Below are 13,561 nucleotides of genomic sequence, written 5' to 3'. Positions count from 1 at the left end.
GCCTCAAAGACCGCGACCTCGGCCGCGTCCCCGCAGCAACCAAGACCAACGACTGAACATCAACAAACCAGCGAAGGGGTCAAAATTCGGCCGGAACAGAGGGGTCAAAGTTCAGCCGGCGTTGACACTGCTCTGCGGCAGACGTACCCGGATCGGTTGTGGAAGAGGTAGGGGTGACTTGCGCTGCGGGCGGCGTACCGGGATCGGCTGCCGAGGGATCGGCGGCCGGACGCGGGCGCGGGGCCGGCGCTGCAGCGTCGGCCGGCGTCGGCGGCTGGAAGACGACTGTGGGCGCCGACCGGCGCGGACGCCGGGGCGCCGGTGTGTCGCTCGTCGCGTTCTCCACGGTGGGATCCGGCGTCGGTGGGTTGAACGTCGGTCGTGGGGAGCGGCTCCGCCGGGCCTTGGCTGCGGGCTCGCGACGGGGCGGATCGCTCGGCGGCTGCTCCTGCATATCGATGGAGCGTAGCCGTGGACGTGAGCTGGCACACGACGGAAACGCGGTGGCGGGGGCCGGTCCCGGTATCCGCTTTGCCCCGGGCGGGTGCGGGCCTGTATCCTCGGGCGCGGTGACCTCGGGGTCACCAGGGAGACTTCGCCTAGTCTGGTCTATGGCGCCGCACTGCTAATGCGGTTGGGGTCTTAAAGCCCCTCCCGGGTTCGAATCCCGGAGTCTCCGCGCGAAAGCCGGTTGTGTAGACTGGCCGAGCACCAGGCGCCCGTAGCTCAACGGATAGAGCATCTGACTACGGATCAGAAGGTTAGGGGTTCGAGTCCCTTCGGGCGCACAGACAGCCCCCTAGCAGGCCCAACGGCCGCTAGGGGGCTTCTTGCTGTCTAGCCATTCCTGCGAATACCTCCTCGTTCCGCGAGTTGTACGCGTCGTCCCTCGGCGGACGATCGGATGATCGCGTCCAGGAGTCGGTGACGTGTGACGGCGTGGGCGAAATCCGGGGCGGTCGTGGTGCCGTTGACGAGATCGTTCCGGATCGCCGCGTATGTGTGCGCCAGGTTGTGGATCGGTGTTCCGGCCAGCTGGGCATAGTCGTCGTGGCCATCGGGCAGTGTCAACGGCGACAGTGGGGCGCGGCCTCGTGCGCCGCGCACCGTAACGGGCCCGAGGTGGGGATATCCGCTCGCGGAGGTGACTTCGAGAGTTCCCTCGGTGCCGTCGATGAGCAGGGAGAACCAAGGTCCGGACAGAGTTGCTCCACGGTGATGGGCGGAGAGGATCGCTCCGTCGGGTAGCCGGCCGGAGACGGCGATCTGGTCCTCGGCGGTCATCGGGACCGTCTGTCCGGTGCGGCCGAGCGCAACGATCGGGCGCCGGGTCGCCGTCGAGGCGACCACGTCCTGCAGCTCGCCGACGACCATCGACACCGTGTCGATGGCATTTCCGAACGCAATGGTGAGCATCGTGGCGCCGAGCGTGCGATCGAGGGTGTATCGCATGCGCTCGGAGACCGGGTTGCCCCACTCGACCGAAGAGGCCAGCACCGTCGCGGACAGCACGTTCCCGACGTACCCGTCGGCGACGAGGCCGGCCAGCCAGCGGAAGGTGGGCGAGGAGCGCCCATGAAGCCCGATGAAGGTACGCGTGTCGCGGGCGGCGCCTTCCATCTCCTCGGCTTCGGCCAGGTCGATGGCGAAGGGCCATTCGCTGAGCACCGGCACTCCCGCCCGCAGCGCGGGCAACACCAGTTCGCGGTGGTGGGGCACTTTGACCGCGACGACCACAAGGTCGACGTTCTCGTCCTTCACGAGTTGGTCGACCGAGGCGTAGCCGGGCACCCCGAACGCGGCGCCGGCAGCAGCGGCCGACGCGGGGGAACTCGTCGCGAGGGCGGTGAGTTCCACGCCGTCGACTGCCGACAACGCGGGCAGGTGGGCCCCGGCCGCCCATCCGCCGGACGTGCTGAGCCCTACGATCCCGACGCCGAGCGGGCGTCTCCCGGGTTTTCCCATCACGTTTCGTCGCCCTTTCGCGTGCTTGCGCCGTGCCGGGTGGTCACGTCGGCCAGGCGAGCAGTGCCGTGTCGACGATCTCGTCGAGCGTGTCGGGCCCGAGGCCGTTCGCGGCCTGGACGGCGATGCCGAATCCCGTCGTCATGACGTATCGGGCGAGGCGTCCGGGGTCGGCGTGGCGCGGGAGGTCGCCCTCCTCGACGGCGCGCCGGAAGCGCGCCTCGAGCTGGTCGCCGGCGTCGATGCGCCAGTTGACCAGTACGTCGTGCGCGGGGCGGCTCTGTTCGCTCAGCGCCAGCGCACCCTGCACGGACAGACATCCCGCGGGGCGGCCGGGCGACGTCGTCGTGCGGACGGCTCCCCGCAGGAATGTCTCGGCCACCGCGCGGGCGGTGGGCTCCCGCAGGGCGCGGGTCACGTAGGAGGCCGGCCCTTCGGCGTAACGCTGCACGGCCTTGCGGAAGAGCTGCTCCTTGTTGCCGAAGGCGGCGTACATGCTCGACTTGGTGATCCCCATCGCGCCGGTCAGGTCCGTGAGGCTGGTGCCGTCGTACCCCCGCGCCCAGAACACCTGCATGGCCCGCTCCAGTGCCTCGTCGATGTCGAACTCCCGGGGGCGGCCGAACGCGGTGCTCTGGGATCCACTCATGTCGGCATCCTCCTCGATTCGGGGTCGGCAGGGTCGGCGGACCGCCATGGCCAGCTGGTTCTCTCCTCACAGCCGACTTTACTCCCGATCGGTCCAGATGTGCTAGCGTTCTGTACCGACCGGAACTTAAAGCGGTCGGGCCTACTACAGGAAGAGGAACACCGCGATGAGAACCATCTCGCTCGGCGGACTGGAGACCTCCCGCATCGGTCTGGGTGCCATGGGTATGTCGGCCTTCTACACCGGCGCCGGCCAGCGCGACGACCAGTCCATCCGCACCATCCAGCGGGCCCTGGACCTCGGCGTCACGCACATCGACACCGCCGAGGCGTACGGCCCTTACGTCAACGAGGAACTGGTCGGCCGCGCCATCAAGGGACGCCGGGACGAGGTGGTGCTCGCGACCAAGTTCGGTCACCTCTCGTACACCGGCCGCCCGGGCAACGACAGCACCCCGGCCAACGTCCGGCTCGCAGTGGAAGGATCGCTGCGCCGCCTCGGCACCGACCACCTGGACCTCTACTACCAGCACCGGGGCGATGGAGTCACGCCGATCGAGGAGACCGTCGCCGCGCTGGCGGAGCTGGTGGCCGAGGGCAAGATCCGTCACATCGGACTGTCGGAGGCCGGCCCCGCGACGATCCAGCGGGCGCATGCCGTTCACCCGATCGCCGCGGTGCAGTCCGAGTACTCGCTGTGGGTCCGCGACCCCGAGGCCGAGGTGCTGCCGGTCCTGCGCGAGCTGGGCGTGGGTTTCGTCCCGTACGCCCCGCTGGGCCGCGGCTTCCTCACCGGCGGCATCCGCACCCTGGACGACCTCGACGCCGACGACTGGCGCCGTACCAACCCCCGCTTCGCCGGCGGCAACCTCGAACGCAACATGCGCATCGTCGACGAGGTCCGCGCCGTCGCCGCCGAGGCCGAGGCCACGCCCGCGCAGGTCGCCCTCGCCTGGCTGCTCGCCCAAGGCAACGACATCGCCCCCATCCCCGGCACCACGCGCATCGACCGGCTCGAGGAAAACGCCGCCGCCGACCGCATCACTCTCACCGACAACCAGATCACCCGACTGCGGAACCTGACACCGGCCACCGGCGACCGCTACGACCAGGCCAACATGGCCGCCCTCAACCACTGAGCCGGTCGCCATCCCCGGTCGTCCCCGAAAGGCGCCGCACAGCCTTTGAAGGACATCACATGACCACCCGTCATATGGCATCGAACGATGTCTCGACCGCCAGCGGCCTGGCGTCCTGGGCCGGCGTCGGCTCTCTGAGTCTCGGCATATTCGCGTTCATCATTGCCGAATTCCTGCCCGCAAGCCTGCTTCCGGGTATCGCCGACGGCCTGAACGTGTCCACCGGCGCGGCCGGGCAGGCCGTCAGTGCGACCGCCTTCGCCGCCGTAGCCTCGGCCCTGTTTCTCTCCGTGGTGCTCCCGCGGAGGGGGACCTGTCGACGTGGCACCTCGGGTTCTTCCAGAAGGACTTCGCTCAGGACCTGGTCCGTGGACACGAGCGCGATCTGGTCAAGGGGTTCGTCGAGCAGTACCTGGCAGTGGACGGGGCTTTTGACGACCGCGACTACGAGTTCTACGCCCGGTACCTCCGCGAGCCCGGCCGGTTCAAGGCGTGGATGAACATGTACCAAGCCCTCCACACGGACATTGCCCAGAACGAGAAGTTCCGCGAGGCGGGACTGCTCCAGATGCCCATCCTGGCCGTCGGAGGCGAAGAAGCCCTCAGCACCGCCGTGGGCATCCAGTGGCAGGGCTACGCCGCCAATGTCGAGACTCAGGTCATGGCTGACACCGGTCACTGGCTCACCGAGGAACGACCGCAGGAGCTCACCAGGATGCTCCTCACGTTCCTGCGCTGACGACGGGGAACACGGACACCCCCTGACCGCCAGGGCGTGCGCGGTCCTCGAACCCGCGCGCCCTGGTGCTCGACGCGGCCGGGCGCGTATTTCCGGAAAACTTCCGGAAAATCATTGACGTGTTCGAAACGCCGCTGCAATACTCCGAGCGCCGGCAACATCCATCTCTGTCGATTTACGCCGTGCGTCGTCAGGTGGTACCCGTCCCGAGGAGGACCTGCGCATGTACGCCAGCACCGGCGGCTCCCGCCGCCCGTCCGCCCCCCGAACATCGCGTCTCACCCGGTTGGCCGTGCTCGCCTCCACCGTGGCGCTGAGTGCCGCCGGTCTCGCGGTCGCCGCCACTCCGTCCAGCGCCGCCACCTGCAACGGGTACGTCGGCCTCACCTTCGACGACGGGCCGACCGGCAGCACCGGCGCACTGCTGTCCGTGCTGCGTGCCAACGGCGTACGGGCGACCATGTTCAACGTCGGGCAGAACGTGCAGAGCAACCAGTCCGCCGCGCGGGCCCAGGTCGACGCGGGCATGTGGGTGGCCAACCACAGTTGGAACCACGCGCACATGACCTCGATGAGCCAGAGCCAGATGCAGTCGGACCTCTCCCAGACCAACTCGGCGATCCAGGCGGCGACCGGCGTCCGGCCGCAGTTGTTCCGCCCGCCCTACGGGGAGACCAACTCGACCCTCCAGTCGGTCGCCACGTCGCTCGGCCTGCGCCAGGTGATCTGGGACGTCGACTCCCAGGACTGGAACGGCGCCAGCGTCAGCCAGATCGTCTCCAACGCCAGCCGCCTCCAGGCCGGCCAGGTGATCCTGATGCACGACGGCATTCAGAACACCCGCGACGTGATTCCCCAGATCATGGCCAACCTGAGCAGCCGCAACCTCTGTCCGGGCATGATCTCACCGAGCACCGGCCGAGCGGTGGCCCCGGACGGCACTGCGCCGCCGACCACTCCGCCGCCGACCACTCCGCCTCCCACCAGCGGGTGCACGGCGACGGCGACCACCCCCAACGTCTGGGGTGACCGGTACAACACCTCGGTGACGGTTCAGGGAGCCAGCAACTGGACCGTGGTCGTGGCTCTGACCCCGCCGCAGCGGGTCTCCACCACCTGGAACGGCTCCCCCAGTTGGGACAGCACCGGTTACGTGATGACGATGCGGTCCAACGGCAGCGGCAACACCTTCGGCTTCACCACGATGATGAACGGCAACAGCAGCGCCAGAGCCCAGATCCGTTCCTGCACCGCGGGCTGATCCCGGTGGCCCTCCCAGGTCACCGAGAACGGGCTCGGGTGGGTGTGGTCGACCAGGTGGCCCTACGGTGAACGGCACAGCACGTCCTGTGTGGCCGATCGGCGCCCCGACCAGTAGGTACTCAGCCACTTGTCCGGCACGCGGAAGCACTCAGCGACACGTGCGAAGGGATGATTGGCCAGCGTAGAGACAGGGGTTCGAAGCCCTTCGGGCGCTCTTAATCAAGGCCTCTGACCAGCTTTTCCACTGGTCAGAGGCCTTGATCTTTTCTGCGGCCTGGGACAGCGCCGACCGCCGGTCGGATCAGACCGATACGCCAGGACGTCGTCGACGAACCTGGCCTCTGACGAACTCCAGTCGGTCGCACGTCCTCTCCAGGACGGTCGCCCTGGCCTCCGCGTCGTCCTCGCTGAAGGAGCGTTCACGCCCGAAGGCCAGGACCATGTCGAGGCACCGGTAGGTCGTCTCACCCGATGTGGCGACAGCGGCCGGGATCAGGAAGTGTGCGTCCGCCAAGTCGTCCAGCAGGTAACCGGCGTCCGTGGTGGAAGTTCCCTCCAGCGCGGCGGCCGTTTCGGCGGTGAGTTCCGCGCAGCCGAGTAGGCCGATCTTGCGCAGGAGTCCTCGCGGCCCGGCACCCAGCGCACGGTAGCCGCGCTCAAGAACCGCCCGCACCGTACGGTCGCCGACGGTGAGTTCGTGGAGCAACCGGTCGCGGTCGGCGAGCCGTTCGGCGACTCGCCTGATCGAGCCCTGCCCGTTGATGATCCGGGCGGCCACGATCTCCAGCGCGAGCGGGAGACCGCCGCAGCGGTCGAGCACCTCGCGGGTGGCCCAGGGCTGGGCTTCGAGAAGGTCCCTGCCCACACCTCGTTCCAGCAGGCTGCGCGCATCTGCGGGGGCCAGTGGCGTGAGCTTGATCGACTCCCAGCCGGGCTGGCTGACATCCCAGGACGAAGTGGTGATGATGAGCGCGCATCCGTCGCCGGCCGGCACCAGCGGCTGGACCTGCCGAAGGGAGCCGGCATCGTCCAGGACGACCAGGATCCGCTTGCCTGCGGTCAGGGTGCGGAAGCGGCCGGCCCGCTCCTCCAACCCGGGCGGCAGGTCCATGTCGCGTAGCCCGAGCGCGCGCAGGAACATGCCGAGCACCTCCTCCGGGCGCGCCGGATGGCCGTGCTCGCCCGTCAGCTTCGCGAACAGCTGACCGTCGGGGTAGGAGTCCGCTATGCCGTGTGCGGCGTGAACGGCGAGCGCGGTCTTGCCGATGCCGCCGAAGCCTGCGAGCACCGCGACCGGGGAACGGTCCTCGGTAAGGGCGCGACGAATCCTGCGGAGTTCGGCCTCTCGGCCGTTCAGCACGGTCGTCCGTGGCGGCAGCTGCCGGGGCACGACCGCGTCCTGCAGTCCCGCCGTGCGGCTGTGATGGAGTGTCGGATCCTGGGCGAGGATCCGCCGGTGAAGCCTCTCGAGGTCTTTGGCCGGCTCGACTCCGAGCTCCTCACCGAGCCGGTGACGCAGACTCCGGAAGACCTCCAGGGCCTCGCTCTGTCGTCCTTCCCGGTAGAGCGCCAGCATGATCTGGCCGTGATAGCGCTCGCGCAACGGGTTGTCCACGATCGCCTTGCTCAGGTCCGGGATGACCACGTGGGACCGGCCCAGTTCCAGCTGGACCTCGACGTGCTCGGCGAGCGCCGCCAGACGTAGCTCCTCCAGTTCCGCCGCAGCCTCCCGGAAGTACGGGGTGTCGAAACCGGCCAACGCCTCTCCCCGCCACAGCGCGAAGCCGGACGTGAAGTGTGTCGCCGCTTCCTCCAGAAGGTCTTCCCGCACGGCGGTCCGCGCCTGCTGCACGTGGAGTTGAAAGGAGTCCGAGTCGACGTCGTTCTCGGTGACAGCGAGGGAGTAGCCGCCGCTCTCGTCCCGCGTGACCGGGACGCCGATCTTGCGGAGGTGGTGAATCGCCTGCTGGATCTGGTTGCGCGCGCTGCGGGGGGAGTGGTCGCCGTACACCGCGTCGATCAGCGCGTCGTCGGGAATCGTGTGTCCGCGCCTCAGTAGTAGGCAGGCAAGAACTGCCCGGGGTCGCCTGCCCGTGATCGCGACAGGTCCATCTTCGTGGCTTACGAGCAGCGGGCCGAGAATACCGAAGCGCATGGAGGCTGTTTGTCGGATGTCAATGTCAGCACGCAATGTCGCGTTCCCTCCGGTGGGCAAGGCTTGCGGCCGATTCGCCGTACTGGACGTGCGAGTTAGCGCGGGCTACCAGGGAGAGGAGAGCGGAGCGGTCAGAACCTGCCCAGGCTGAAGTGTGCCGTTGCCGGCAGGGCACTCAGAAGGGCAGGGAAGATCGTCACCACTGCCGAGCGGCGTCTGTGTACTGCCGTCGGCGCCGACTGCGGTGCGACACGCTGAGACACACCCGTGCTTTGGAGCATCGGATGTCAGATGGAACGCTTATTCGTCTGGAAATGGTCACCAGAAATCCCTCCCCCGTTTCAACGACTTTAACATCGGCTCGCCGGCCGTGCGACCCGGTTCGGGCCGGCGCGAACAGGCATTGGCTCACGCCGAATGGTGTGTGAGCAGCCGGGCGGCGCGGACGGCCTGGTTCGGCGACCGCCGGGATTCCCACCTCACGTGGCATGGCCCGGGTAGCCGCTTCTTCGCTTGAAAAAGCGCCGCGAAGCGGCCACAAAGCTCGCCTACCTAGGCTCATGTCCGAGAGTTGCGATGGCTCGTCAGTGATGCGGCAGGCCGCCTGCAGCTCTCTGGGACTGTCCAATCTAGCAGGTGGGGAGGTGTTCTGACATGAGCGAGGTCTACTTCAGCGAGGTCTACTGAGTCGCCGCAAGACCTGACTCAGGTTGAGGCGGGAGAAGCCCTTCGGAAGGGCTTCTCCCGCTTCGCCCCTCTTCTCACGCCCGCTCTCAGAGGACGACCGATGTCGAACCTGCACACCTACCCCCGCCACGACGACATCGCGTGGACTGACCTGGACTTCCCGCCCCCGGTCGAGCTGGACACCGTACGACTGCAGCGGGTCTGGAGCGCCTGGTTCACTCTGACGCCGACGGTCGGAGGGCCGCTGTGCGCGGAGAGCACGCCCCTGCTGCTGGCCCTGCTGCGCGACCAGACGCGTGAGGTCCTGCCGTACTGCTCACTGATCCTCCAAGGCGATGCGCGCTCGTGGCTGGTCCGGCAGGCGAGGAACGACGCGTTCCTCGGCCAGTCTCCTGCGCAGGTGGCCGAGCAGACCGGGCTGGAGGCATGGCGGTTCCTGAGCGACCAGGTCGCGGCCTGGGCGGACCAGTCCGTACCGCGGCGTGCCGTGCTTATCCGGCTGCTCACTCAGCTCGGCTTCTACAACCTGGCGTGCGAGCTCGCGGAGAAGGAGCCAGGGCTGGCGGATCCCGCCCGTGACCACCTGGACTACGAGATCGCCCGGGCTCTCCGGCAACACCTGCGTGGCAGCGAGACGCCGGCCGACACCTTTGCCCGGGTGGCCACCGGCGGACGAGTTCCGTCCCTGCGAGTGCTGGCGAGCACCCAGCTCATCTCGATCCTGCTGCGGGATCGTGACGGCGAGCGCGGCAGTGGCTACTGGACCTCGTACGGCGAGGCACTGCTGCCCCTCCTGTCCGAGGAGGAGCCGTGGGTGCGGGCGCTGACCCTCAGCCGATACTGGCGTGCCGCGGCGTTCCACCAGATCGCCGGCAAGGACGTCGAAGCTGCCCGGGCGGCGATGGAAGCTGCCGTCACGGCGGGCGACGAGGCGGAGAGCCTGGCCGCCACGTCGCAACAGTGGCACGCCGCCGTCGAGAACACCCGGTTGCTCATGGACGTGACGGTGAAGGCGGGTCCGGCGGTCTTCACCACCGGCCGATTGGGCGCGGCTGCCCGTCGGTTGCTCGACCTGGACGGTAACGAACCGTCGGCCCGTTTCTTCGTCGCGGCCTGGAGACAGCGCCAGGGTGATCTCCGAGGCGCCGCTGCGGAGTTCGAGCGGGGCGCCCAACTCGGCGCGTTGCGGGGTCCGGGCTGCGCCTACCGTGCGGTGCAGTGCCACCAGGAACTCGGTGACGAGGAGGCCGCCGACCGCACCACCCGGTTGCTGCTGGAGCTCGACCCGGCGGCAGAGGTGCCGAAGAGGGCGGCCCGATGACGACGGCACAGAAGGCGCAGCCGACGAACGTCCGGCTGGGGCGCAATTTCTGGCTCCTGTGGAGCGGGTGGTCGATCTCGAGTGTGGGTAACGGCCTGACTGTAACGGCACTCCCCCTGCTGGCCGCCGACCTGACGAGTGATCCCTCCACGCTGTCTCTGGTCGGCATCGCGGACAAGCTGCCCTGGCTGCTGCTCGCGCTGCTCGGCGGCGTCTTCGCCGACCGTTGGGACCGCCGTAGGGCCATGTGGCTGTCGGATGCGCTGCGGTGCCTGCTGCTGAGCCTGCTGGTCGTTGCCGTGCTCGGAGACTGGGTCTCCATTCCACTGCTCATGGTGGTGGCCTTCACCGTCACGGCCATCGAGACGGTCTACGACAGCTCGCGGGCGGCGATCCTGCCGATGGCTGTGTCGCGGGACCGGGCCACACTGGAGCTTGCCAACGGCAGGCTGATGACGGCCAACACGACCGCGCTGAAGTTCGTCGGGCCGGCGCTGGGCGGGTGGCTGTATTCCCTGGCTCGAGCCTTCCCGATCGTCATCGACGCGATCAGCTTCGCGCTCAGTGCGATCTTCAGCTTCCTGATGCGTGGTGACTTCCGCGCGGGTGACAACCAGACGACCAGAGGTCCGCGGCGGGGAGCGATGCGGGCCGAGATCGCGCAGGGGGTCCGCTGGCTGGCCAGGCACCGAGTCCTGCGCACGTACACGCTCGTCGCCGGATTGACGAACATGTGCACGGTCGGTCAGCTGGCCATGCTGGTGCTCTATGCGCGGCAGGTCATGCATCTCGACGACGCGGCCTACGGCCTGCTCCTTGCGTCCGTGGCCGTCGGCAGCGTGACCGCCGGCTTCACCTGCCGGATGTTCACCAGCCGGCTGGGCCCCGCGCGCTCGGCCTTCGGCGGGACGTTGATGGGTGCCCTCGGGTTCACCATCCTGGGATTCACCAGCGAGATCCCGCTCGTCGCGCTGGGGCTGGCCATCACCGGCTATACGGCGATGACCTGGAACGTGACCACGGTCTCCATCCGGCAGGCCATCGTGCCCCAGGAGTTGACGGGCCGGGTGAGCAGCGTCAACCGGCTCGTCGCATTCGGTCTGATGCCGGTCGGCATCTTCCTGGCCGGTCAGATCGCGTCGCACTTCGACCTCGACACGGTCTACCGAGCAGGCGGAATCTTCGCCGCAGGTGTCTCCCTGATTGCTCTGTTCAAGATCTCGAACGCACAAGTGGAAGAGGCCGTGAGAACGGCCACCGACGGCAACTAGCCCTCGGATGACAGATGCGGAGATGGCAATGCTGAACACCTCGACGGAACGTGAGATCAAGGTAGGTCGGGACCGGGTCTGGGCTGCGTGGAACGACCCGAAGGAGGTCAGGGCTTGGCTCAATCTCATTGACGGCGAGATCCCGAGCCGGCCGGGTGAGGCCCTGCGATGGCAGTTCAACCGAGGAGGCCGGGTCGACCTCGTGTTCACGGCCACCCTGCGCGAGGTGGTGCCTCAGGAATCCTGCGTCTACGACTGGGACGTGCCGGGCAACGACGAACCGACCCGGGTGGTGGTCACGTTCGTGCGGGTGGACGAGGACCGCACCAAGGTGCGGCTCACTCACTCGGGCTTCAACGAGTCACTGCGATCCCGGCTGGAGTTCGACGCGTACGACCACCACTGGTGGCACTACCTGGAGCGGCTCGCCGCATACCTTGAGCACCGGCCGTTCCAGTTCCACAAGACGATCACGCCGCCGAAGACCGGGATCATCCCCCTCGGGGTGGCTCCGGAGACCGGGATGGTCGTCGCGGACGTGGCCATCAATTCGGCAGCCGAGTTCGTCGGCATCGGGCCCGGCGACGAGATCCGGGCCATCGACGGCATCGAGCTGAAGGAGATGGAGGACTTCCACCGCTGGCTGGACGACGCCGAGGCAGGGCAGACCGCGACCTTCACCCTCAAGGACCGGACGGTCGAGTTGGTCCTCCGGCCGTTCACCTCCTGACAGAGCCGAGATGGTCTCGGCGGCGGAGTTCCGGACCGCGCTCGCGCGGTTTCCCAGCGGCGTAACGCTGATCACGACCCGAGGAGGCCGTGAAGGCGCTCGCGGGCTCACCGTGAGCGCCTTCTGCTCCGTGTCCCTGGAGCCCTCTCTCGTCCTCGCCTGTGTGGCGCGGTCGGCACGGACCTTGCCCGTTCTGCTCCGGGCAGGGCGTTTCGGGGTGAGCCTCCTCGGTGCGCGACATCGCGGTCTGGCGCATCTGTTCGCCTCGACAGCCACCGACAAGTTTCAGGGTGCCTGGACAACGCTGGTGCCGGACGGCTGTCCCGTCCTGCCGGACGCCGTGTTCGCGATGGAGTGCCTCGTCCACAGTACGTTCACGGCCGGTGACCATGAGGTGATCATCGGGGCGGTCGAGGCGGTCGCCATCGGTGATGAAGAGGCCATAGTGTTCCACAACAGAGCAATGCGCCACCTCGGTGAAACCGATGTCGGCAGAGCCGGTGGCGGTGCGTCCCTGAACCCACGAGAGGCTGGACAGATCCATGGAGCATCGTCGGCTCGGTCGTAGCGGCCTGATGGTCAGCGAGATCACCTATGGCAACTGGCTGACTCACGGCGAACTGGCCGGTCGTGAGGAGGCGTTGGCCTGCATCCGGGCGGCGCTCGACGCGGGGATCACGACCTTCGACACCGCCGACGTGTACGCCCAGGGGGCCGCTGAGGAGGTGCTCGCGGAGGGTCTGCGCGGGGTGAGGAGGAGCTCCCTGGTGATCACGAGCAAGGTTTGCCTGCCCACCGGCGACGGGCCGAACGACAAGGGGTTGTCCCGCAAGCACGTCATGGAGTCCTGCGAGGCGTCCCTGCGGCGGCTCGACACCGACTACCTCGACGTCTACCAGGCCCACCGCTTCGACGAGGGCACCCCGCTCGACGAGACCCTGATCGCCTTCGACGACCTGGTACGCCAGGGCAAGGTGCTGTACCTGGGTGTCTCCGAGTGGACCGCGCCGCAGATCGAGGCTGCTTTCACCATGGCGGGGGAACTCGGGCTGCGGAGCCGGATCGTGTCCAACCAGCCGCAATACAACATGCTCTGGCGGGTCATCGAGCCGGAGGTTCTTCCGCTCTGCGTGCGCCAGGGTGTCGGCCAACTCGCTTTTCAGCCGCTGGCTCAGGGTGTGCTCACCGGAAAGTACCGGCCCGGTCAGGCCTGGCCCGAGGGTTCGCGGGCGGCGTCGGGCGGTCGAGCTCCCCGGTTCATCAACCGGGTCCTGGGCGAGAAGGTGCTCCTCGCCGTCGAGGAGTTGCGTCCGGTCGCCGAGGCGTCCGGGCTGTCCCTCGCACAGCTCGCCATCGCCTGGGTGCTGAGTAGGCCCGGAGTCGCCTCCGTCGTCATGGGGGCCACCAGGCCGGAGCAGATCAGGGAGAACGTGACGGCCGCGGGGAAGCCGCTCGATGAGGGCGCGCTGAGTCGGATCGACGAGGTGCTCGGCGGTCTGGTCGATCGTGATCCGACGAAGACGGCCCAGATGATGGCGGTGAAGCCGGACTGGGCCGGATCAGCTGCCTGACCCCGGCGCGAGCGGGTATGGCTCATGCAGTCCACCGGTGGTTGGGCCGCCCCAAAAGGGCCGCCCAACACC

At 68.2% G+C, this 13,561-nt stretch carries 11 protein-coding genes and 2 tRNA genes; 9 read left to right on the top strand and 4 right to left on the bottom strand.

Annotation, left to right across the window (positions count from 1 at the left end; genetic code table 11):
- Window positions 1-588: 588 nt before the first annotated feature.
- Window positions 589-679 (top strand) — tRNA-Ser (locus M8C11_RS29855).
- Between the two features lie 36 nt (window positions 680-715).
- Window positions 716-788: transfer RNA gene (locus M8C11_RS29850), tRNA-Arg, on the top strand.
- Between the two features lie 49 nt (window positions 789-837).
- Here M8C11_RS29850 and M8C11_RS29845 read toward each other — a convergent pair.
- Entirely contained in the window at window positions 838-1,965 is a 1,128-nt protein-coding gene (locus M8C11_RS29845) for a Gfo/Idh/MocA family protein (protein ID WP_252454765.1), read from the bottom strand.
- A gap of 43 nt (window positions 1,966-2,008) precedes the next feature.
- Window positions 2,009-2,614, bottom strand: a complete 606-nt coding sequence (locus M8C11_RS29840) for a TetR/AcrR family transcriptional regulator (RefSeq protein WP_252454763.1) — start codon at window positions 2,612-2,614, stop codon at window positions 2,009-2,011.
- Window positions 2,615-2,780: 166 nt separating this feature from the next.
- On the opposite strand from M8C11_RS29840, the gene M8C11_RS29835 reads away from it, so the two are divergent.
- Entirely contained in the window at window positions 2,781-3,752 is a 972-nt protein-coding gene (locus tag M8C11_RS29835) for an aldo/keto reductase (protein WP_252454762.1), read from the top strand.
- Window positions 3,753-3,822: 70 nt separating this feature from the next.
- Here the strand turns inward: M8C11_RS29835 and M8C11_RS29830 are convergent, their stop codons facing one another.
- Window positions 3,823-4,431, bottom strand: coding sequence for a hypothetical protein (locus tag M8C11_RS29830; protein WP_252454760.1), 609 nt, complete (start codon window positions 4,429-4,431; stop codon window positions 3,823-3,825).
- Between the two features lie 283 nt (window positions 4,432-4,714).
- On the opposite strand from M8C11_RS29830, the gene M8C11_RS29825 reads away from it, so the two are divergent.
- Complete coding sequence (locus tag M8C11_RS29825) at window positions 4,715-5,752, top strand: polysaccharide deacetylase family protein (RefSeq protein ID WP_252454758.1); 1,038 nt, start codon at window positions 4,715-4,717, stop codon at window positions 5,750-5,752.
- A gap of 303 nt (window positions 5,753-6,055) precedes the next feature.
- Here the strand turns inward: M8C11_RS29825 and M8C11_RS29820 are convergent, their stop codons facing one another.
- Complete coding sequence (locus M8C11_RS29820) at window positions 6,056-7,909, bottom strand: AfsR/SARP family transcriptional regulator (RefSeq protein ID WP_252454756.1); 1,854 nt, start codon at window positions 7,907-7,909, stop codon at window positions 6,056-6,058.
- A gap of 787 nt (window positions 7,910-8,696) precedes the next feature.
- Here M8C11_RS29820 and M8C11_RS29815 point away from each other — a divergent pair.
- The 5 genes from M8C11_RS29815 to M8C11_RS29795 are packed head-to-tail and all read left to right on the top strand — an operon-like array spanning window position 8,697 to window position 13,489.
- Window positions 8,697-9,917: a hypothetical protein gene (locus M8C11_RS29815; RefSeq protein ID WP_252454754.1), complete on the top strand. Its 1,221-nt coding sequence runs from the start codon at window positions 8,697-8,699 to the stop codon at window positions 9,915-9,917.
- Window positions 9,914-11,188 (top strand): MFS transporter, encoded by a 1,275-nt coding sequence (locus M8C11_RS29810; protein ID WP_252454752.1) that lies wholly within the window; start codon window positions 9,914-9,916, stop codon window positions 11,186-11,188. Before M8C11_RS29815 ends, M8C11_RS29810 begins: the two co-directional genes overlap by 4 nt.
- A 7-nt stretch (window positions 11,189-11,195) precedes the next feature.
- Window positions 11,196-11,918 carry an SRPBCC domain-containing protein gene (locus tag M8C11_RS29805; RefSeq protein WP_308212795.1) on the top strand — a complete coding sequence of 241 codons (723 nt, stop codon included), beginning with the start codon at window positions 11,196-11,198 and terminating at the stop codon, window positions 11,916-11,918.
- 10 nt (window positions 11,919-11,928) lie between these two features.
- A complete protein-coding gene (locus tag M8C11_RS29800; RefSeq protein ID WP_252454750.1) occupies window positions 11,929-12,486 on the top strand; it encodes a flavin reductase family protein in 558 nt (185 codons plus the stop codon).
- Complete coding sequence (locus tag M8C11_RS29795) at window positions 12,461-13,489, top strand: aldo/keto reductase family protein (RefSeq protein ID WP_252454748.1); 1,029 nt, start codon at window positions 12,461-12,463, stop codon at window positions 13,487-13,489. Before M8C11_RS29800 ends, M8C11_RS29795 begins: the two co-directional genes overlap by 26 nt.
- The last annotated feature ends 72 nt before the right edge of the window (window positions 13,490-13,561 follow it).

Source organism: Micromonospora sp. CPM1, from assembly GCF_023896895.1.
Taxonomy (GTDB): domain Bacteria; phylum Actinomycetota; class Actinomycetes; order Mycobacteriales; family Micromonosporaceae; genus Micromonospora; species Micromonospora tulbaghiae.
The sequence above is the reverse complement of the archived record's forward strand: the minus strand, read 5'-3'. Positions and strand labels throughout refer to the sequence as shown.

Coding starts and splice junctions, on each gene's coding strand:
- M8C11_RS29845 (WP_252454765.1), bottom strand. CDS start 1,965: ATGGGAAAACCCGGGAGACGCCCGCTCGGCGTCGGGATCGTAGGGCTC.
- M8C11_RS29840 (WP_252454763.1), bottom strand. CDS start 2,614: ATGAGTGGATCCCAGAGCACCGCGTTCGGCCGCCCCCGGGAGTTCGAC.
- M8C11_RS29835 (WP_252454762.1), top strand. CDS start 2,781: ATGAGAACCATCTCGCTCGGCGGACTGGAGACCTCCCGCATCGGTCTG.
- M8C11_RS29825 (WP_252454758.1), top strand. CDS start 4,715: ATGTACGCCAGCACCGGCGGCTCCCGCCGCCCGTCCGCCCCCCGAACA.
- M8C11_RS29820 (WP_252454756.1), bottom strand. CDS start 7,909: ATGCGCTTCGGTATTCTCGGCCCGCTGCTCGTAAGCCACGAAGATGGA.
- M8C11_RS29815 (WP_252454754.1), top strand. CDS start 8,697: ATGTCGAACCTGCACACCTACCCCCGCCACGACGACATCGCGTGGACT.
- M8C11_RS29810 (WP_252454752.1), top strand. CDS start 9,914: ATGACGACGGCACAGAAGGCGCAGCCGACGAACGTCCGGCTGGGGCGC.
- M8C11_RS29805 (WP_308212795.1), top strand. CDS start 11,196: ATGACAGATGCGGAGATGGCAATGCTGAACACCTCGACGGAACGTGAG.
- M8C11_RS29800 (WP_252454750.1), top strand. CDS start 11,929: ATGGTCTCGGCGGCGGAGTTCCGGACCGCGCTCGCGCGGTTTCCCAGC.
- M8C11_RS29795 (WP_252454748.1), top strand. CDS start 12,461: ATGGAGCATCGTCGGCTCGGTCGTAGCGGCCTGATGGTCAGCGAGATC.